16 protein-coding genes are annotated in these 19,179 nt (G+C 71.8%); 9 read left to right on the plus strand and 7 right to left on the minus strand.

The genetic code is table 11. The features are described from left to right. Positions 1 to 12: 12 nt before the first annotated feature. Positions 13 to 942: an ABC transporter substrate-binding protein gene (locus K1J60_RS00720; protein ID WP_220644402.1), complete on the minus strand. Its 930-nt coding sequence runs from the start codon at positions 940 to 942 to the stop codon at positions 13 to 15. Between the two features lie 78 nt (positions 943 to 1,020). After that, positions 1,021 to 1,938 carry a VOC family protein gene (locus K1J60_RS00725; RefSeq protein WP_220644403.1) on the minus strand — a complete coding sequence of 306 codons (918 nt, stop codon included), beginning with the start codon at positions 1,936 to 1,938 and terminating at the stop codon, positions 1,021 to 1,023. A 246-nt stretch (positions 1,939 to 2,184) separates the two neighbouring features. Here K1J60_RS00725 and K1J60_RS00730 point away from each other — a divergent pair, with 246 nt between their 5' ends. After that, positions 2,185 to 3,081 carry a fumarylacetoacetate hydrolase family protein gene (locus K1J60_RS00730; protein ID WP_220644404.1) on the plus strand — a complete coding sequence of 299 codons (897 nt, stop codon included), beginning with the start codon at positions 2,185 to 2,187 and terminating at the stop codon, positions 3,079 to 3,081. Continuing rightward, positions 3,078 to 4,199, plus strand: a complete 1,122-nt coding sequence (locus K1J60_RS00735; RefSeq protein WP_220644405.1) for an alcohol dehydrogenase catalytic domain-containing protein — start codon at positions 3,078 to 3,080, stop codon at positions 4,197 to 4,199. The genes K1J60_RS00730 and K1J60_RS00735 overlap by 4 nt, the downstream gene beginning before the upstream one ends. A gap of 185 nt (positions 4,200 to 4,384) precedes the next feature. On the opposite strand, the gene K1J60_RS00740 is transcribed toward K1J60_RS00735, so the two are convergent. Beyond that, entirely contained in the window at positions 4,385 to 6,601 is a 2,217-nt protein-coding gene (locus tag K1J60_RS00740; RefSeq protein ID WP_259407494.1) for an ATP-binding SpoIIE family protein phosphatase, read from the minus strand. Between the two features lie 467 nt (positions 6,602 to 7,068). Between K1J60_RS00740 and K1J60_RS00745 the strand changes: the two genes are divergently transcribed. The 3 genes from K1J60_RS00745 (at position 7,069) to K1J60_RS00755 (ending at position 10,665) form a co-directional block, all read left to right on the plus strand. Further along, the gene (locus tag K1J60_RS00745; protein WP_220644406.1) at positions 7,069 to 8,454 is read left to right on the plus strand and encodes an MFS transporter; all 1,386 of its coding nucleotides are present in this window, start codon (positions 7,069 to 7,071) and stop codon (positions 8,452 to 8,454) included. Positions 8,455 to 8,817: 363 nt separating this feature from the next. Beyond that, complete coding sequence (locus K1J60_RS00750; protein WP_220651205.1) at positions 8,818 to 9,168, plus strand: ArsR/SmtB family transcription factor; 351 nt, start codon at positions 8,818 to 8,820, stop codon at positions 9,166 to 9,168. 471 nt (positions 9,169 to 9,639) lie between these two features. Then, positions 9,640 to 10,665 carry a 6-phosphofructokinase gene (locus K1J60_RS00755; protein ID WP_220644407.1) on the plus strand — a complete coding sequence of 342 codons (1,026 nt, stop codon included), beginning with the start codon at positions 9,640 to 9,642 and terminating at the stop codon, positions 10,663 to 10,665. 33 nt (positions 10,666 to 10,698) lie between these two features. Here K1J60_RS00755 and K1J60_RS00760 read toward each other — a convergent pair whose 3' ends face one another. The 4 genes from K1J60_RS00760 to K1J60_RS00775 all read right to left on the minus strand — a co-directional run bounded on the left by K1J60_RS00760 (position 10,699) and on the right by K1J60_RS00775 (position 15,363). Beyond that, positions 10,699 to 11,586 carry a universal stress protein gene (locus tag K1J60_RS00760; RefSeq protein ID WP_220644408.1) on the minus strand — a complete coding sequence of 296 codons (888 nt, stop codon included), beginning with the start codon at positions 11,584 to 11,586 and terminating at the stop codon, positions 10,699 to 10,701. A gap of 142 nt (positions 11,587 to 11,728) precedes the next feature. Continuing rightward, on the minus strand, positions 11,729 to 12,700 hold the full coding sequence (locus tag K1J60_RS00765; protein ID WP_220644409.1) for a CapA family protein: 972 nt from the start codon (positions 12,698 to 12,700) through the stop codon (positions 11,729 to 11,731). 253 nt (positions 12,701 to 12,953) lie between these two features. Further along, complete coding sequence (locus K1J60_RS00770) at positions 12,954 to 14,501, minus strand: bifunctional aminoglycoside phosphotransferase/ATP-binding protein (protein ID WP_259407495.1); 1,548 nt, start codon at positions 14,499 to 14,501, stop codon at positions 12,954 to 12,956. Next, positions 14,494 to 15,363, minus strand: coding sequence for a universal stress protein (locus K1J60_RS00775; RefSeq protein WP_220644410.1), 870 nt, complete (start codon positions 15,361 to 15,363; stop codon positions 14,494 to 14,496). Before K1J60_RS00775 ends, K1J60_RS00770 begins: the two co-directional genes overlap by 8 nt. Before the next feature lie 311 nt (positions 15,364 to 15,674). On the opposite strand from K1J60_RS00775, the gene K1J60_RS00780 reads away from it, so the two are divergent. From K1J60_RS00780 to K1J60_RS00795, 4 genes are all read left to right on the plus strand, one after another. After that, positions 15,675 to 16,280 carry an Rv1733c family protein gene (locus K1J60_RS00780; protein WP_220644411.1) on the plus strand — a complete coding sequence of 202 codons (606 nt, stop codon included), beginning with the start codon at positions 15,675 to 15,677 and terminating at the stop codon, positions 16,278 to 16,280. Positions 16,281 to 16,333: 53 nt separating this feature from the next. Further along, positions 16,334 to 17,689, plus strand: a complete 1,356-nt coding sequence (locus K1J60_RS00785) for a nicotinate phosphoribosyltransferase (RefSeq protein WP_220644412.1) — start codon at positions 16,334 to 16,336, stop codon at positions 17,687 to 17,689. A gap of 11 nt (positions 17,690 to 17,700) precedes the next feature. After that, on the plus strand, positions 17,701 to 17,988 hold the full coding sequence (locus tag K1J60_RS00790; protein WP_220644413.1) for a DUF1876 domain-containing protein: 288 nt from the start codon (positions 17,701 to 17,703) through the stop codon (positions 17,986 to 17,988). Positions 17,989 to 18,207: 219 nt separating this feature from the next. Next, positions 18,208 to 19,131 (plus strand): DUF1918 domain-containing protein, encoded by a 924-nt coding sequence (locus K1J60_RS00795; RefSeq protein ID WP_220644414.1) that lies wholly within the window; start codon positions 18,208 to 18,210, stop codon positions 19,129 to 19,131. Positions 19,132 to 19,179 lie beyond the last annotated feature (48 nt).

The raw sequence follows: 19,179 nt of genomic DNA on the forward strand, positions 1-19,179 counted from the left end.
CGACTGTCGAGGTCAGGCCTGTCCCACGGTCGGCTGGTGTGCGTTCGTGTCCGCGTCCTGCGGGCCGATCAGGGACGTGAGCGGGCCTGCGGGTCGCCAGTCGGAGGTGAAGCGGCGACGCAGGTCGGCCACCGCCTCCATGCCGCGCGGGGTCACCTCGGGTGGAGTCGCCAGGCCGGCGGGCCCCAGGAGGCCGGGGAGCGCGGCCCGCACGACGGTTTCGGGCAGGCCCTGTCGCAGCAGGGCGGCCTCGATGCCCGGTTCACCGGAGGCCAGCAACTCCTCGGTGCTCCTGCGGCAGACCTCGGCATAGGCCCGGGTGTACCACGCGGTGGCGGTCTCTCGCGGGGCGACCACCACGTTGGTGATGAGGTCGGGTGCGACCTGGAGGTGGCCGCCTACGCGGGGGAACCCCTGCTCGGCGGCCAGGACGTCGAACGGCGGGTGCAGTGTGGTCCCGTCCACGGCGTCGGTCAGCAGGGCCCGGAACCTCTGCAACGTACCCCCGACGGGGACGAGTTGGTCATCGGCCACCGGGGAGTCGGCGACGTCGGCGAGCACGGCGCGCAGCACGAACGCGAAGGCGCTGTGCGCGTTGTCGACCGCCCAGCGGTCCGTCGGCTGCGGTGCTCCGGGACGCCGGTGCACCGCCAGTTCGCCCATGCCCTCGGCCCGGAGGGCCACCGGATCCCGCTTCAGCAGGCCGCGCAGCAGGTGGTCGGGAGAGGTGTGCATGAGGTCGAAGTCGTCGTCGTTCCAGCCGGCCAGCTGCTGGTCGGAGGAGACGACCGGCACCAGGGTCACTTCCAGCCCTGCCTGCCGGAAGTGTCCGCGGTGGAGGGCGTGGTGGAGGTGCACGGTGCCGGCGCCGGGGAAGACACCCACCGTCAGGTGTCGGGTGGACCCGCCGGGCGGACGGAGTGCGCTCAGCGCGGGAGGCATGACGAGCCTTCCTGCATGGGGTGGTCCCCTTCTTCGTACATGGGGTGGTTCCTTCGTGTCGTGGGCCGACGCCGACGGTCAGGCGGGCTTCTCCTCCTGGTTCGTGATGAAGTCGGCCGGCACCTCGGGGCTCCAGATGGCGGCCGGGAGGTCCTCCCAGTCGTTCGGCTGCCAGTTCTCGGTGATGCAGTCCATGTCGCTGGAGTACTCGATCCAGCTGCCCCAGGGGTCCTGGATGTAGTGGAAGAGGTTCGAGCCGAGGGTGTGTCGGCCCAGGCCCCAGCCCTTCGCGTAACCCACGGAGGCCATGCCCTGTGCGCCCCTGGCGATCTGGTCGATGTCGGACACCATCCAGCTGGAGTGGTGCAGGCCGGGGTACTCCCCCGGGACGAAGCCGAAGACATGGTGGTCACCCGGCCCGGAGTTCATGAAGACGGGCCCGCCCACGATGCGGTCGGACAGGCGCAGTCCGAGCGTGCGGGTGTAGAAGGCCTCGGAGGCGCTCACATCGGAGCTGAAGATCAGCATGTGGCCGAGACGCTGGGGGCGGGTCTGCTCCGTCGCGGTCAGCCAGCGGGCGCGGTCGATGCGCCGGACCCGGTCGCCGACGTTGGCGTCCTGGGCGTCCGTGGTACCGAACTCTCGCCAGGGGGCGATCCCCTCGTCCCGGAGGTTGACCAGGTTTCCCTCGTGGTCGCGGAACCACAGGCCCCCGGGCACCTCCTTCGGCGCGTCCAGCAGCTTCAGCCCCAGGCCCTCCAGATGGCGCTGCCAGTCGGGCAGCGAGTCCGGGTCCGCCGCGAACGCCACGTGGTGCAGCCGCTTGACCGGCCCCTCCGTCAGCACCGTCTGGTCCTGCTCCCGGCCGTCGCAGCGGATCACCACCGCGTTGCCGCGCTCCGCCGTCCGAAGCCCGAACGCGCCGTAGAAGTCCGCGCCCTTGTCGAGCGACGGGACCTGGAGTCCGTAGTGCAGGAGACCTTTGACACGCAACATGTGCACTCCTCATGGTTCCGGTGACCGCGTCCCACACGGTCACCGATTTAAGTGTGTACACCTAGTGGGTCCCGCGTCCAGACCTCAACTGAACTTTTCCTGCGGAATGACCGTTCCGACTAGCAATGTCCACGCCATCCGATCAGCTCCGGACTCTGTCACCACACCCGGGAGCAGACCCTTCCTCTCTCAATGTGTATGCACTATGGTGCTGCTGCTTCAGAGAGCCGCTTTGCCGGAGGAAACATGACACCGCCTGAATGGTCGCTGGTGCAGTACCGGGTCGCCGACTCGGAGAAGGTCACCGTCGGTGCGTACACCGACGAAACCGTGGTCCCGGGCCCACCCGGGACCGAAGGCCTCACCCTGATGGAGGTGCTGGGCCGATGGGAGTCGCTCGCGCCGCTCCTGCGTGACTGGACGCCGACGGCGTCCGATGCCGTCGTCGGCGCCCGGCTCGCGCCGCCGCTGACGTATCCCGGCAAGGTGCTCTGCGCGGGCGCCAACTACTGGGACCACATCGCCGAGATGGGGTGCGAACGCCCCGACGAGCTGGGAGATCCGTTCTTCTTCCTCAAGCCGCCGACGACGACGGTGACGGGCCCCGGGGACGTGGTGCCGCTCCCCGCCTACCCGGGCGCACGCGTCGACTGGGAGGCCGAACTGGCCGTCGTCATCGGCCGCGGCGGTCGCGACCTCACGTCGGAGCGGGCCATGGACCACGTGGCCGGCTACCTGGCGGCCAACGACATCTCCGCCCGTGACCGGATCAGGTCCGACAGGCCGGTCGCCGAGCCGTTCACCTTCGACTGGGTCAGCCACAAGGGACAGGACGGCTTCTGCCCGCTCGGCCCCGGGCTGGTGCCCGCCTGGCAGATCACCGACCCCCAGAACCTGAGGATCCAGCTCAGTGTCAACGGCGTGCTGAAGCAGGACTCCTCCACCGCGCAGATGATGGTGAAGATCCCCGAGGTGATCGCGGCGGCCAGCCGCATCACCCGGCTGGAACCCGGAGACGTCATCCTCACCGGCACACCGGCGGGCTGCGGGGTTCCGCGCGGGGAGTTCCTGGCCGCCGGGGATGACATAGTCATCGACATCGAACGGATCGGTCGCCTGGAGAACACGGTGGTGGCGTCATGAGCAACACCCCGACGGCTTCCGAGCTGGGCTGGCCGCAGGCGCTGCCGGTGCCGGTGCCCACCACCATGAAGGCCATGCTGTTCCGCCGGTTCGGACCGCCCGACGTCCTGGAGCAGGCCGTCGTGGACACCCCCCGCCCGGGCCCCGGAGAGGTCCTGGTCCAGGTCGCCGCGGTCGGCATCGGACGCCTGCTCGACCTCACCGCCCGCGCGGGCAACCATCCCTACGCCACGATCGAGCCGCCCCACATCCTGGGCGCGGACCACGCGGGCACCGTCGCCGCCCTGGGCGAGGGCGTGGACTCCGTACGGGTCGGCGATCGCGTGGCCGTCCTGCCCGGTGTCGCCTGCGGCACCTGTGCCTACTGCGCGGAAGGCCGCGAGGAGGTCTGCGACTCCCTGACCGTGATCGGCACCCATCGGCCCGGCGCCTACGCCCAGTACTGTGCCGTGCCGGCGCGCAACGTCCACAAGGTCCCGGACGGCATTCCGGCCGCGATGGCCGCCTCGCTCGCCCTCCTCGGCCCGGTCGCCGCCAACCAGATGACCCAGGCGGGGCTGCGCCCCGGACACTGGGTCCTCGTCCAGGGCGCCTCGTCCGCCCTCGGTTCCACCACTGCCGCCTACGCCCAGCACCTCGGCGCGAAGATCATCTCGACCTCCCGCTCGCCCGAGAAGCGCGCCGCCATGGCCGCGGCGGGCGCCGACCTCGTGCTCGACACCAACGCCCCGGACCTGGTGGAGCGGGTCCGGGAGGCGACAGGAGGCCGCGGCGTCGACATCGCCGTCGACAACCTCGGCGACCCGGCCGTCTGGGACGCCACCCTCGACTCGCTGACCCGCGGCGGTGCCGTGGTGACCTCCGGCGCGTTCCTCGGTGGCCGGGTCAAGATCGACCTGCGCCGGGTGTACTCCGACTGCCACCGCATCATCGGGGTCCGCACCGGCAACCCGGCCGCGGTGGCGGAACTGTGGACACAGGTGGAGAACGGCTTCCGTGCCGTCGTGGACCGCACGTTCCCCATCGCCCGGGCCGCCGACGCCCACCGCTACATGGAGGAGGACAACAGCCTCGGGCGCGTGGCACTCAGCCTGCGCGCCGAGGACTGGGACGGATAGCGGGCGGGGGCCTCGCGGGCCGGCGACTCCGAGCACGGGAAGGAGCCGCACACCCGGAGGCCTGCCCGTCGCTGCTCGCCGCCGCACACCGGAGGGCGCCTGAACGGACTCAGGTCCGGCAGGCGCCCTGGGCACATCGGTCGCAGAACGCCGCTCCCTCTACCTGCCGATGCCGGCCGCCGCAGTTACCGACTCGTCGCCGATCCGCGGGGCGTGTTCCCCTCGGAATCGGCGGCGGGTGGCAGGTCCTGCTCCGTCCAGATGCACTTGCCGTCCTGGAGGTAGCGCGCGCCCCAGCGTCGGGACATCGCGGCGACGAGCTGCAGACCGCGTCCGCCTTCGTCGGTGTGGCCGGCGTGGCGGATGCGGGGAGTGGTGAGGCTGCCGTCGTAGACCTCGCAGGTGAGGGAACGGCTGCGCAGCAGGCGGAGCCGGATCGGGCCTCTGGCGTGCCGGACGACGTTGCCGATCAGTTCGCTCACCAGCAGTTCGGTGCTGAGCACGAGGTCACCGAGCCCCCATGCGCCGAGCTGTTCCCTGATGTACTGCCGGGCCACGCCCGCTGCCCGGGGATCGTCGGGGAGGTCGAGGGAGGCGACGTCGTGGGCCGCCGTGCACCGGGCGTGCACGATGAGCAGACCGGCGTCGTCGGTGGTCTGCTCATGGTCCGGCAGCAGAGCCGACACGACCGAGTCGCACAACTCCTCCAGGCATCGGATGTCGCCGTCCTCGTCGGTGGCCTCGAAGCAGGCGGTCTCGGCCGTGGCACGCGGCAGGATCTGCCGCAGCTGCGCCAGTCCCTGGTCGGTGTCCCGGGCGGCGGATTCGACGAGTCCGTCGGTGCACAGGACGAGCAGACTCTCGTCGGGCAGCTGCAGCTGGTGCGTCTCGAAGGGCGGCTGCGCGGCGCCCAGCGGCGGGTCGGGCGCGACATCCGGACTGTGCACGGTGCCGTCGGGGTGGACGACGACCGGCGGAGGATGCCCGGCCAGGGAGTACGTACAGGTGCGGGCCACGGGGTCGAAGACGGCGTAGAGGCAGGTGGCGTAGAAGTCCTCGCCGAGGTCGGAGACCAGGTCGTTGAGCCGGCTGAACAGTTCGTCGGGCGGCATCTCCAGGTCGGCGAGGGTCCGTACGGCCGTGCGCAGCCGGCCCATCGTGGCGGCCTCGGCGATGCCGTGCCCCATGACGTCGCCGATCACCATGGCGACCCGGTCGGCGGACAACGGGATCAGGTCGTACCAGTCGCCGCCCACCTCCTCGCCGCGGCCGGCGGGCAGGTACCGGGCCGCGGCGCTGGCTGCGGGCAGACGCGGCAGCGTCCTGGGCAGCAGACCACGCTGCAACTCCCGGGCGCGGTCGTGCTCCAGGTCGAACAGGCGGGCGCGCTCCAGCGACTGACCGACCAGACCGCTCAACGCCGTCAGCAGGGCGCGTTCCTCGTCGCTGAAGGACCTCGGCTCGCTGAAGGACACCACGCACAGGCCGATGGCACGACCGGAGGCGATCATGGGCAGGAACGCCACGGCCTGCTTCGGCGACGCCTCGTTCACCCGCCTCATCGACGGATAGCGGCGGGCGACCTCCGCCCTCGATTCCATGAACCGAGGAGTCCGGGCGCCCAGTACGTCGCGGATGGGGGCGTGGTCGGCGAGCGACATCCCGTCGAGCAGGCCGAGGAACTCCTGCGGGTATCCGGCGGAGCCGACGACACGCAGCCGGCCGCCCTCCAGGGTCTGGAAGACGAGCCCGTCGGCGCCGAAGGGAGGCAGGACGAACTGGGCGACGGCCTCGACCACGTCGTGGGAGGTGACTGCCTCGGCGAGCGCGGCGGTCAGCTCGCCCATGGGTACGGAGCGTTCCGGCCCGGTGACCGGCTCCGCGACGGGCGAGGCATGCGACTCCGCGCCGGGCCAGGTGTCCGGCCCACCGCCGAGGCGCGCGGCGGTCCAGCCCGCCAACGCGTTCAGCAGGGACCGCTGTGCCTCGTCCGGCTCCCCGTGGCCCGTCGTGAGGACGGACAACACACCGAGCGGCCCCTCGGCACCGGTGAGGGGCACGGCAGCCGTGCCGACCGCCCCGGTGCCGAGGCTGTCCCCGGCGACGAAGACGAAGTCACCCCGCCGAAGGGCCAGTGCGGGCGCCGCATCCCGGTCGTCGGCCAGATCCGCCCACTCGGCCGCGCCGCCGCGGGCAAGTCCACTGGCCGCGGCCAGGCGCAGCCGTCCCGCGGCCGGGTCGTACCGGTGCACGAGGGCGCCCAGGCCGGCCAGGCACGTCGTCGCCAGGGGGAGCAGGAGCGCAAGCGCCTCCGCGCCACGCGCTCCACCCCTCCAGAGGTCATCGCCCGTGGCCACCGGGGCGCCGGAGGATGGCGGCTCGGGCTGCTCCGTGCGGCTCACGGGCCGGCCTTCTCAGCCGTCACCGTGCCTCCTGTCCCCCGAGTCGGTGCGGCGAGGGCCGCGGTGGGGGCCGACCTCACCGAATAATCGGGCATATCAGAAGATTAATGGCAAGATTACCACCGCCGTCCGGATGGGCCGCCCGTGAGCACCCCGAGGGCGTGAGGCATTCCCGGCCCGGCGGGCCGGCCCCCCGAAGACTCAATGTGCATACACAAGTAAGCGTTGAGCCACGCATAGTCGGACATACTCCATCAATCTTCGCGACATCTTGCCGCACCCCTCTTTACAGCCTCGTAATAGTGTGCACACTTAGCGTTCAAGGCAGGGTCGCAGGCGACGCAGACAGGCCATCGGCCTCATGGACGTCCGCGCGTCACGGCGCGTGTTCCCGCCGGACGAACCTGCACCCACCGCCTTCCCGTGCGGGAGAGCCACCCCGACCAAACCCAGTGAGAGGAACTGCCATGCAGGAAGAGAGCCGCAAAGGAAGTGGCGGCAAAGCCACCTGGCCTCCGGTGACCTTGCTGGTCCTCGCGATCTGTGGACTCGCCATCGTCGCCGACGGATACGACGTGGTCATCTACGGCGCCGTCATCCCGTCCCTGCTCCACGAACACGGGTGGGGTCTGACGCCCGCCGGTGCCGGCCTGATCGGTTCCTTCGCCCTGATCGGGATGCTCGTCGGAGCCACCACCGTCGGCACGCTCACCGACATCCTGGGCCGCCGCAAGATGCTGATCGGCTGCCTGACCTGGTTCTCCGTGATGACGGGTCTGTGCGCGACCGCGACCTCCCCCGAGATGTTCGGTGCCTTCCGGTTCCTCGCCGGCCTCGGCCTCGGCGGCGTACTGCCGACCGCCTCCGCCCTCAGCGGCGAATACTCACACCCCAAGGCCCGCAACCTGGTCTTCGCCATCATCTTCAGCGGCTTCCCCGTGGGAGGCATCATCGCCGCCTTCACCGGGATGTTCGTGATACCCCGGTTCGGCTGGCAGGCGATGTTCCTGCTCGGCCTGCTCCCCCTCGTCCTGATCGTGCCCGTGGCGCTGAAGTTCCTGCCGGAGTCCATCGCCTTCCTCCGGGCGAAGGGCAGGCACGCCGAGGCGGAGAGGACGGCCCGGCGCTGGAACGTCCCCGTCCGGGACACACGCGAAGAGACATCGGCAACGGCGCAGGCGCCGACCGGAGCCGGGACGGACACCATGTCGCCGGTGAAGGCCCTGCTCTCACGCGACTACATCGTGGCGACCCTGTGCTTCCTGGCCATGTCGTGCCTGTGCCTGTTCATGATCTACGGATACAACACCTGGCTCCCGGAGATCATGCGCAGGGCCGGCTACTCCTCCGGTTCGGCCCTCGGCTTCCTGCTGATGTTCAACCTCGGTGCCGTCGTGGGCCAGCTCCTCATCTCCCTGGCCGCCGACCGGCTCGGCTCGAAGCCGATCATCGTCACGACGTGCCTGCTGGCAGGCGCCGCCGTGACGCTCCTCAGCCTGCGGCTGCCGACGACGGTGCTCTACGCGGCCGTCGCGCTCGCGGGTGTGGGGGCCATGGGCACGCAGACGTTCGTCCTCGCGTACGTCTCCAAGTACTACCCCGTACGGATGGGCGCCACGGCGTTGGGCTGGACGCTGGGCTTCGGCCGCCTCGGCTCGATGCTCGCCCCGCCGCTGCTCGGGATCATCATCGGGGCGGGGCTGGCGTTCCAGTGGAACTTCTACGCCCTCGCGGTACCCGCCGTCATCGGTGCCGTACTGATCGGACTGGTTCCCCGGGCGCCCGGCGAGAAGGCCCCGGCGGGACAGGCGAACATGGAGGGAAGCGTGCGCACTCTGCCGGAGCCGACCTGATCCGCACGGCGAGACAGGGCTCGACGCCGACCGGCGCCCGGAACAGGGCCCCGGTCGGCGTCGGCCCGTTGTCGGAGCCACGGTGGCCGCGCTTCTCGTCGCAGCTGCCCGCCGCGACCGCCCGGTCCGTCGGCGCGAGCGCCCCTCCCTGATCGAACAGGCCTGCCGGTCAGCGAAGTTGACGGCGGTGACGGTCGCGCGGCCGGTGGTGCGATCGTCGGCGGCTCGGTTCTCGCGCGCGGATTCGGTGTTGTCGCCGCCGCGAGCGAGGATGGACCGCATGTGTGTGAGGAGTGGGTGGAAGCGACACGTCTCGGAGCGGCCGATACGGCCGTACCGCGCCACCGGGGAGGGGACGGCACGGTGACGACCCCGCTGTACCAACTGAAAGCCGAGTTCTTCAAGACGCTCGGCCACCCCGCGCGCATCCGGGTACTGGAGCTGCTCAGCGTCCGCGAGCACGCCGTGGCGGAGATGCTGCCCGAGGTGGGAATCGAGCCGGCGCATCTTTCGCAGCAACTCGCCGTGCTGCGTCGGGCGAACCTGGTGGTGACACGCAAGGAGGGCTCGACCGTGTACTACTCGCTGACCAGCCCGCACATCGCCGAACTGCTCAGGGTCGCCCGCACCATCCTGTCCGGCGTGCTGGCCGGACAGGCCGAACTGCTCGCCGACCTGCGAGCCGCCTCGCCCCGGACGAAGCCACGGTCGTGAGACCCGCCCCACTCGCGAGGCCCCGCGCGCTGAACCGCGACGAGCGCGCCGGCGCGTCGTGGAGGGACCGGCGAGCCACCCTTGCAGCCCTGGAGTTCGCCCGGGTCACCGACGAGACACCAGCGTCTGTGCCGGTCGTCGTGGACGGTCGGCTCGGCCTGCCCTGCTGACAGGCTGAGTACACCGTGTGCCTGTACTCGCGGGGTGAGCGGCCCCGAAAGGCTCCGGCCACAGGCCGACCGCCCTTCGTGACGGGACCCCGGGGCGGGTCGCCGACGGGGCGGTCGTCGCCCATGCTGGAAGAGAGTCACGCAAGCGTGGGAGGCCACGTCCGCGGAGGTGGGTCGCAGACCCGTCCCACACGCCACCAGCCGGGGAACCCGCTGGGGTGAGCCGGCTCCCGTCCCGAGCCGACCGCCTCCGCCGGCAGCCGGGCGGAGGCGGCATGTGCGAGAAAGAAGGGAGGACGCCATGAAGGTCGGAGTGTTGACCGGTGGCGGCGACTGTCCCGGCCTCAACGCCGTGATCCGCAGCGTCGTGCGCAAGGGCGTTCAGGAGTACTCCTTCGACTTCGTCGGCCTCCGGGACGGCTGGCGCGGCGCGCTCCAGGACGACGTCGTACCGCTGGAAATCTCCGACGTACGGGGAATCCTCCCGCGCGGAGGCACCATCCTGGGCTCGTCCCGTACCAACCCGTTGAAGCACGAGGACGGGGTCCGGCGCATCCAGGACACCCTCGCCGCGCACGAGGTGGACGCGCTCGTCGTCATCGGCGGCGAGGACACACTCGGTGCGGCCACGGAGCTGAGCCGTCAGGGGATCAACCTCGTCGGCGTACCGAAGACCATCGACAACGACGTGGCCGGCACCGACTACACCTTCGGCTTCGACACGGCGGTCGGCATCGCCACGGAGGCCATCGACCGCCTCCACACCACCGCCGAGTCGCACATGCGCACCCTGGTGGTGGAGGTGATGGGGAGGCACTCCGGCTGGATCGCCCTGCACGCCGGTGTGGCGGGCGGTGCCAACGCGATCCTCGTCCCCGAGCGGCCGTTCGACATCGATGAGGTCTGTGAGTGGGTGAAGAGCCGGTTCAAGATCAGATACGCGCCGATCGTCGTCGCCGCCGAAGGGGCCATGCCCAAGGAAGGGCAGATGGTCCTCAAGGACCGGTCGCTGGACGAGTACGGTCACGTACGGCTGTCCGGCATCGGCGAGTGGCTGGCCCAGGAGATCGAGGGGCGTACCTCGACGGAGGCGCGTACCACCGTCCTCGGTCACATCCAGCGGGGAGGCACTCCGAGCGCCTTCGACCGCTGGCTCGCCACTCGTTTCGGGCTGCACGCGGTCGACGCGGTCAAGGACGGCGACTTCGGCATGATGACGGCCCTTCGCGGGACCGAGATCGTGCGTGTTCCCCTCACCGAGGCCAGGAGGGGGACGAAGCTGGTGGATCCGTCGCTGTACGAGGAGTTCGAGGTGTTCTTCGGGTGATCCACTGCCCTGTCGACCACGTCCCCTCCGCCGTCATCCCACGTGCGGTACGACCGCGACCGGGCACCGGGTGTGGTGCAGTACGGCGTGGGTCACCGGCCCCAGCCGGCCCTCGACCGCCTGCGGATCACCACGGCGGCCCACGACCAGCAGATCCGTCCCGTGGGCGGCGTTCAGCAGCGCCTGCGCCGGGTGCAGCAGGACGACATCGGTGCGGACGGTCACGCCCGGGTACCGGTCCCGCCACGGGCGCAGGCCGTCAGCCGCCCGCAGGACCTCCTGGTCCTCCCAGGTGGCTCGGTCCTCCTCGGTCACGAACAGCCTCTGCGGGGAGACGGACTCGGCCGGCAGTGCCCAGGCCTGCACCGCGTGCAGCTGCGCCTTTCGGGTCTCGGCGGACGTGAACGCGAAGTCCGCCACCTCGCCGACGGGACGATGGGAGTCGAACCCCACCACGACCTGGGCCGGGCGAGCCGCCCCCTTCCCGGCCTCGAAGCCCCCCGCCGGCCGCGGGGGCACCAGCACGACCGGACAGACGGCCGCCGCCGCCGTACGAAGCGCCACCGACCCGACCGCGAGGCCGTCGAAACCGCCCGAGCCCCTCGTGCCGACCACGAGGAGCGCGGCATCACGCGCCGCCGCGAGGAGCGCCGCGGCCGGCGCCTCGGCGGTCTGCTCCCCCAGCACCTTCAGGTCCGGACAGCGGGCGCCCAGATCGGCGATCGCCCGCTGAAGCACCCGCTCACCCACGCGGTGCAGCATTTCCGCGGCGAGTTCCGGGACGACCTTGTCCGGAAGCGACGGGGATGCCTGCACGAGACGCAGGGGCACGCCGCGCAGGACGGCTTCCCGCGCGGCCCAGCCGACCGCGGCCATGCTGCGCTCGGATCCGTCGACACCCGCCAGCACAGGACGGCTCATCGCGTCCTCCTTCGCCCGCCGCGGCCGCGCGCGGGACCGTCCCGCGCCGTCTCCACCGACTTCCACTGTTCCAGACCAACCACCGCAGGGCCCGCCGGACCGGACCGGACCATGTCGGGTGACGGACGGCGCGGCACCTGACCTACCGAGGCCAGACGACTGCGGGACGGCCCTCCGGCGCGGTGACGTGTGTGCCCAGTTCGGCGCAGACGCCGGTGAGGCGGTCGGTGATCCATACGCACTCGGCCTGGTCGGCGAGGCGGGTGTGGCAGCAGTCCAGGGCGATCGGAACGGCCTCAGTACGCCGCACACCGCTCGTGTCGAGGGTGACGAGCCACAGCAGGCCCAGGTCGTTGCGGAGGGCCGGATGGACGGCGTAGTCGTCGATGAAGTCACCCAGGTCGAAGAGGACCTGCCGGGTGAACCCGTGGAAGACGTGCGCGGAGTGGCCGAAGACCAGGTCGGCACCGGCGGCGGTGAGCGCGGTGGCGGCGCGGCGCACGTGGGGAACCGGGCGGGTGGTCATGTTCGGGCCCCAGTGCACGCTGACCAGGACCAGGTCGGTTTCGCCGTGCAGGGTACGGATGGCGTCGACGAGCCAGTCCGGCACCCCCTCGCTCCACAGGTCGGCGTGGGCCACCCCGGGCCGGTCGGTGGCCGCCGCGTACTCGGCGGGGTGGTCGGTGAGCGCGAGGAGGCCGAGGCGCAGCCCTCCCGCCTCCATGATCAACGGGGCGCGGGCCTCACCGGCCGTCGCTCCCGCCCCGGCCGTGCGGATGCCCGCGTGGCCCAGGAGGTCACGGGTGTCGAGGAGCGCGTCGGGGCCGTAGTCGAGGGCGTGGTTGTTGGCCAGGGACACCGCGTCCACGCCGAGACCGGCCAGTACGTCGACGGCGCGGGGTGGAGCGCGGAAGAAGAACGCCTTGCCCGGCAGGTCCACGGGGGCGCCCCGGTCGGAGACGCAGCATTCGAGGTTGAGCAGGAACAGGTCCGCGTCGCCCACCGCCCGGTGCACCGCCGGCGTGAAGAGCGGACGCGGCTTGTGGTGGGCCAGTACCTCGGCGACCCCGCGGCCCAGCATGGTGTCTCCGGCCAGCGCGATGGTGACGGCCATGGCTCTCGTGCCTCCCGCGGAGCGCGTCGGCGTGGTCCGTGAGCCGAACCCGGGGAGCCGAACCCGGCCCGCGCCGACGTCCATCCTCTGATTGTCGCGTCCGCGCGGGGGCATGGGGAGGGCCGAAAGGACCTGGCTGGGCAAAGGGGCAAAGGGGCGCCCGCGGTGCAGTTCACCGGGCGGCAGACGCGGTGGACGCGTGGGGAGGGCTCGGTTCCCCTCTCCGGGGACCACGGCGCGCGGCTCCAGCGCGTCAGTCCTGGTCCTGCTGCTCCACGTAGGGACGGCGGAAGACCGGGGCCTGGTCCGTCCCCCAGGGGCGTACGGCGGCCAGTGCGCGGGAGACGGCGGACTCCAAAGGGCCGCCGGTGTCGACCGTGACGGCGTCGGGCCAGGGCGGTTCCCGGGCCGCGAGGGCCGTGGCGACGCCCAGGTCGGCGTCGGACGGTCCGGGGGAACGCGTGTTCAGGCGAGCCGCGGAGACCTCGTCCGGTGCCTGGCAGTGCAGGGCCACGAGATCGGAGCTGGTGCGCTCGGCCACCCGCCGCGCCGCCGCACGCAGTTCCGCGGTGGACCAGGTGGCGTCCAGGACCACGGGTTCACCGCGCGACAGGAGGAGCGCCGCGCGGTCGAGGAGGGCGTCGTAGGTCCGGGCCGTCCACTCCGCGGTGTACAGCCCCTCCCCGATCGCGGCCGCCGCGGGCCTGTCCGGCGGGATGCCCGCCAGTTCCTTGCGGAGGCGGTCGCTGCTGAGGAGAGTGACGCCCAGTCGGTCCGCCAGGGCGCCGGAGAGCGTGGACTTCCCGCTGCCGGGCAGCCCGCCGACGAGTGTCAGGCCGACGGCGGAGGTGCGCAGGTGGCGCAGGGTCGTCGAGATCAGCCGCCGCGCCGACGACCGGGCCCCCGGCGCTCCCTGGTCCGCCTGGATGAGGGACACCTTGGCTCTGACGAACGCGCGATAGGCGACGTAGTGGTGCCACAGGGACGGCGGCGCGGGGTCGGCGGAGTACTCGCCGTAACGGGCGAGGAAGCGGGCCGCCGCTTCCGGATCACCGAGCTGTTCCAGGTCCATGGCGAGGAACGCGGCGTCGTCGAGCCCGTCCACGTAGCGGAGGTGGTCGTCGAACTCCAGGCAGTCCAGGACGCGGGGACCGTCGTCGAGGCAGAAGATGTCCTCGGCGAGCAGGTCGCCGTGGCCGTCCACCACCCGCCGTTGTTCGATGCGGGAGTCGAACAACGCCTCACGTCCGCCGAGATACCGGCGCACCAGCCATTCCGCCTCGGCCACACCCTCGGGCTCGGCACCGCCCTCGGCCGAAGCAGCGCTCTCGACCGAAGCACGGACCTGCGCGAAGCTCGCCTCCCAGCGTGACGCCAGCGCGTCGCGGGTGCCCTGCTCGTCCACGTCGCGGCCGTGGGGCGCCGCCGCGTGCCAGGCGGCGAGGCGCCGGGCCACGGCACGCAGGACCTCGTCGACGTCGGCTCCCGCGCGCACCAGCGCGGACAGGCGGCGGTCCGACGGCATGCGGCGCATCACCACGAGAGGTTCGGGCGGCTCGCCCGCGGGGCCGACGACTTCGCCGACGCCCAGGTAGACATCCGGTGCGAAGCGGCGGTTGAGGGCCACTTCGCGTGCGCAGGCCGCCCGACGGCCCGCCCGTTCCGTGTAGTCGAGAAAGCCCAGATCCACCGCCTTCTTGACCTTGTAGGCGCGATCACCCGCAAAGAAGACGATCGCGGTGTGGGTCTCGGCCACCTCCGCGCGTGGCGACCGCTCCCCGGGGACGCCGGGCTCAGTCATGGGGGACGACGGCGACGGGGCAGCGTGCGTGATGGATGGCCGCGTGGGCCACGTGATCCAGATGGTGGTTCGTGCCGTGCCGGTGCACACGCCGTCCGACGACCAGCAACGCGGCGCCCTCGGCGGCGTGTACGACGGCCTTGGCGGGGCTCTCGAGACGGATGCTGTCGTCCACCTCCACCTGCGGGTACTTCTCGCGCCAGGGCTTCAGGGCCTTGCCCAGCTCCTCCCGCGCCTCCCTTGTCAGTTCCTCGGTGACGTCGTGGTCCACGCCCCAGGGCAGGCGCGCGTGCAGCGGCACGCTGCGGCCGCGGACGGCGAGGAGGGGGACGTCGCGGGCCGCGGCGCTGTGGAACGCGAAGTCGAGCAGTTCCTCGCCGGATCCGTGCGCCTCCAGTGCCACGACGACCCTGCCGGCCCGAGTGGGGGCCGGGTGGCCCTTGTCCTCCCCCGTGCGGACCAGGACCACGGGCCGCTCGGCCCGTGCGACGACCGGCAGGCTGACGTCGCCCATGAAATAGCTCTCGGCCGAGCCCAACCCCCGCGAACCGAGCACCAGCATCTCGGACTCCGAGGCGGCCCGGAGCAGAGCTTCCTGGGCGTCGTCCGCGATCAGGCTGCCGACGACGGTCAGACCCGGATGGCGTGTGCTCAGCTCTGCCTGCGCGGTGTGGACCAGGCGCTTCGCCCAGTAGTTCTGGTCGACTTCGGAAGGGGCGCGGACCGGTTCGGGTGCCAGCAGCGGCCACGCGTGCAGCAGCCGCAGGGTGAGCTTGCGCTTCTCGGCCTCCTCGGCGGCCCAGCGGGCCGCGGCGAGGCTCGTGGGTGAACCGTCCAGGCCCACGGTGACGACAGGTTCCATGGCGCGGCCTCCGTCTCGTACGAAGCTGGATACGCCGGTGGGTGAGGGCGAACGCACCCGATGGCCCCCTGGCCCGGACTTCGTCGGCATGCCGAGCGGCTGGCCGCCTGCTCCATGCGTTCCCTCCTTCGACAACTACCGCAATCCCCCCGGCCCCGCATGTGGACCAAGGTCCAGGCCGCGGACGGCTCGCCCCTCACGGCCGGAATACCTCAGAACAGGGACATTCGGCCCTATGGCCCGAACCCGCCGCCGTCCGACGCTGGTATCGACACCGGGGGAGCGACCAGCTTGCCGCTGGAGGCCGATCCATGACCGCACAAGGACCGCCGTGCACGCCGGGGCCGCCCTCCCCGCGCGACGAGCACCTGCCCAAGGGCGCGAACCCCCTGAGCCGTCCGTCCGACAGGTTCGAGGCGTGGCTGCGCCGTGTTCTGCTGGTCGTGCTCGTCCTCGGGCTGCCGCTGGCCGCGTACGGCGCGGGGACCACGGTGTACGCGTCGTCGATGAAGGCCGTGCGGGTCCAGACGGCGGAACGGCACGAGATCACCGCCCGGCTGGCAGAGGACCTGGATCCCGACAACGACGCGACGAAGCAGCTCGCCCGGGTCCGCTGGACCGACGAGGGCGGCGATGTGCGCACCGGAAACGCCCTGGTCAAGGCGGGGACGGACAAAGGGGCGGCGGTGCGCGTGTGGCTGGACCGCGCAGGAAACCTCACCACTCCACCGATGAACTCGCTCAATGCGAAGGCCAGCGGCTGGCTCGCGGGCGGCATGGCGGCGTTCGGCGTGGCCTTCGGGTGCTACGCGGTCCGGTCGGGCACGCGTCTGCTGCTGGACCGGGGAAGGTACGCGCGGTGGGACGCCGAATGGGACCGGGTGGAGCCGCTGTGGTCGGCACGCTTCCGTCGGTGAACGCACGCGACCGGACGCGCACGGCGCGGCGCGGTCGGGAGGAGGCAGCGAGGATGTCGGACGCGACGACCACCGACCTGTACGAAGTCACGATGGCCATGTCCTACCTGCGGGAGGGGATGACCGCCCCGGCGACGTTCAGCCTCTTCGTCCGTGACCTTCCTCCGGAGCGCGGGTTCCTGATCACGGCCGGACTGGAATCGGCACTGGACCAGCTGGCCGGATTCCATGTGGGCCCCGAGGACATCGACGCCTTCGCCGCCGCGTTGCACCGGCCACGCCGGGATCTGGAACCCCTGCTCGGACTGGAGTTCACCGGCCGGGTACGGGCGGTGCCGGAGGGCCGGGTCGTGTTCGCCGGTGAACCCCTGCTGGAGGTGACGGCCTCCCTGCCCGAGGCACAGCTGGTCGAGACGTACCTGCTGAATCAGCTCAGTCATCAGACGACCATCGCCTCCAAGGCCGCACGGTGCGTGCTCGCGGCGGCCGGCCGGCCGCTCGTGGACTTCTCGCTGCGCCGCACGCACGGCCCGCAGGCCGGGTTCCAGGCCGCCCGGCTCGGAGCGCTGGCCGGATTCGCCGGGACCAGCAACGTGGCGGCGGCCACGGCGCTCGGCATCCCCGCCGTCGGGACGATGGCCCACTCCTTCGTGGAGGCGTTCGCCTCCGAGGAGGACGCCTTCCGCGCCTTCGCCCGCGCCCACCCCGGGCCGGTGACCCTGCTGGTGGACACCTACGACACCGAGGAGGGCGTCCGGGTCGCGGCGCGTGTCCTGCACGACCTGGACCTCGCGGCAGGGGCACCCGGCTGCGCCGTACGACTGGACAGCGGCGACCTCGGGGACCTCGCGGTACGGGCACGGTCGATCCTCGACGACGCGGGCCTCTCGGGGGTGCGGATCGTCGTCAGTGGCGGGCTCGACGAGTACGCCGTCGACGAACTGGTGCGCTCCGGGGCACCGATCGACACCTACGCCGTCGGCACTCGCGTCGGGGTGTCGGCGGACGCGCCGTATCTGGACTCCGCGTACAAAATGGTGGAGTACGACGGCCGCGCGGTGATGAAACTGTCGTCCGCCAAGGTGACGGCCCCCGGTGCCAAACAGGTGTTCCGCCGACGAGGCCGCGCCGATGTGATCGGCCTCGCCGACGAAGAGCCACCGGACGACGCCGAGACGTTGCTGGAGACGGTGATGCGGAACGGACGGCGCACGGGAAGGCCCGCCACGCTCGACGAGTGCCGGGCGAGGTGCGCCGACGACATCGCGGAGCTGCCGTCGTCGGCCCGGCGGATCAGAGCGCCGGTCGCGCCCCGTGCCGCGTCCTCGGAGCGGCTGACCGGACTCACCACACAGGTCCGGCACCGCGTCGAGACCAGGGTCGCGGCGCATCGGTCCGGGCCCGGATGAGGAGGAACGCGATGGCGCACACGTCGGAATGGAAGGTTCGTCTCCATCTCTTCGAGGACGACGAGGGAACGACGCAGGCCCATCTGGTGCTGGAGACCGGCGCCACGAAGATCGTCGGGCGCGGCGCGGCGCACCGTCATCCCGCGGACAGCGACGTGCCGGAGATCGGCGACGAGCTGGCGGCGGGCCGCGCCATGAACAACGTCGCCCGGCAGCTGATCAGGGCCGCCGAGCGTGACATCGAAGGCGTGGGAGCCGCGCGACCGAGCAGACCGCAGGAAACCGGATGGCCCCTGTGACGCCCCGAGGAGGGAAACCGTCATGAGACGCCGAGGACGCCCACCGGGTGGAACCGGAGCTGCCCGGCGTGGACGCACGACGCGTCGAGATCACCGGTTGCGCCCGGTCGTGCGGGCCCGAGGGCCCACGGCAGTGCACCGTCGGCCCGGCCCCGGTGGCAACGGGCCCCGGCTCGCGGCATCGGACGCAGGACGACCCCGGAGGAGAGGGGCGGCACCATGGAAGCTCATCTCGGCGACCAACTCGTCATCGAAAGCACGATGTCCGGCGCCACTCGGCGGGACGGCGAGATCGTCGGACTCCACCACGAGGACGGAACACCGCCCTACGACGTGCGCTGGTCGGACACGAACGAGGTGACGCTCGTGTTCCCCGGCCCCGACGCCCACGTCAACCATCTCGAACACACCCCGCCCGGAACGGCCCACGGATCCTCCTCACGCGCGGCGGGCGACGGACCGGCCGCCGCCGAACAGGCGCCGTCGGCGCACCCCTTCGGTCCCGGTGACATCGGCCGACGCGTGATCACGGAGCGACAGCGGCAGGGCCTCAGCCGCGAGGAGACGGCCCGGCGCGCCCGGATGTCGCCCGGCTACCTGGCGTACCTGGAGGAATATCCCGCCGACCCGAGCAAGGCGGCCCTCATCAGCCTGGCCGACGCCCTGGGCACCACCGCCACCGCTCTGCGCGGAGGAGGCGTCGACCTGCCGCCGGGCCAGGGGCAGGCACCGTTGCATCCGCGGCTGAGGGACCTCGGCACGGACGAATGCCGCGCGTTGCTGTCCACGCACGGCGTGGGACGCGTGGCGGTGACGGCACCCGACGGCCACCCGGCGGTCGTCCCGGTCAACTACGAGGTCGTCGACGACGCCATCGTCTTCCGGACCGCCCCCGACTCGCTGCTGGCGGCGGCCGTCGGAACGGAGGTCGCCTTCGAGGTCGACCACGTGGACGAGCCGCTGAGCCAGGGCTGGAGCGTCCTCGCCGTCGGCCCCGCCGGCGTCGTCGCGGAGGCCGACGCCGTGCGCCGCCTCACCGGGCAGGCGCACACGGCGCCCTGGCCCGGCGGCGCACGGGACATGTGGGTGTCGATCCGGGCCGTGAGCCTGACCGGTCGTCGGATCACGGCGGCGGACGAGTGACGCGGCACCGGACCGGCCGGGCGGTGCCCTGAAGCGTCGTCCACCGCG

Origin of the sequence: Streptomyces akebiae (assembly GCF_019599145.1) — a bacterium.
GTDB classification, from domain to species: Bacteria; Actinomycetota; Actinomycetes; order Streptomycetales; family Streptomycetaceae; genus Streptomyces; species Streptomyces akebiae.

Coding starts and splice junctions, on each gene's coding strand:
- K1J60_RS00765 (WP_220644409.1), bottom strand. CDS start 12,700: ATGGCCGTCACCATCGCGCTGGCCGGAGACACCATGCTGGGCCGCGGG.
- K1J60_RS00775 (WP_220644410.1), bottom strand. CDS start 15,363: ATGGAACCTGTCGTCACCGTGGGCCTGGACGGTTCACCCACGAGCCTC.
- K1J60_RS00735 (WP_220644405.1), top strand. CDS start 3,078: ATGAGCAACACCCCGACGGCTTCCGAGCTGGGCTGGCCGCAGGCGCTG.
- K1J60_RS00725 (WP_220644403.1), bottom strand. CDS start 1,938: ATGTTGCGTGTCAAAGGTCTCCTGCACTACGGACTCCAGGTCCCGTCG.
- K1J60_RS00785 (WP_220644412.1), top strand. CDS start 16,334: ATGTCGGACGCGACGACCACCGACCTGTACGAAGTCACGATGGCCATG.
- K1J60_RS00795 (WP_220644414.1), top strand. CDS start 18,208: ATGGAAGCTCATCTCGGCGACCAACTCGTCATCGAAAGCACGATGTCC.
- K1J60_RS00755 (WP_220644407.1), top strand. CDS start 9,640: ATGAAGGTCGGAGTGTTGACCGGTGGCGGCGACTGTCCCGGCCTCAAC.
- K1J60_RS00790 (WP_220644413.1), top strand. CDS start 17,701: ATGGCGCACACGTCGGAATGGAAGGTTCGTCTCCATCTCTTCGAGGAC.
- K1J60_RS00745 (WP_220644406.1), top strand. CDS start 7,069: ATGCAGGAAGAGAGCCGCAAAGGAAGTGGCGGCAAAGCCACCTGGCCT.
- K1J60_RS00780 (WP_220644411.1), top strand. CDS start 15,675: ATGACCGCACAAGGACCGCCGTGCACGCCGGGGCCGCCCTCCCCGCGC.
- K1J60_RS00770 (WP_259407495.1), bottom strand. CDS start 14,501: ATGACTGAGCCCGGCGTCCCCGGGGAGCGGTCGCCACGCGCGGAGGTG.
- K1J60_RS00760 (WP_220644408.1), bottom strand. CDS start 11,586: ATGAGCCGTCCTGTGCTGGCGGGTGTCGACGGATCCGAGCGCAGCATG.
- K1J60_RS00720 (WP_220644402.1), bottom strand. CDS start 942: ATGCCTCCCGCGCTGAGCGCACTCCGTCCGCCCGGCGGGTCCACCCGA.
- K1J60_RS00730 (WP_220644404.1), top strand. CDS start 2,185: ATGACACCGCCTGAATGGTCGCTGGTGCAGTACCGGGTCGCCGACTCG.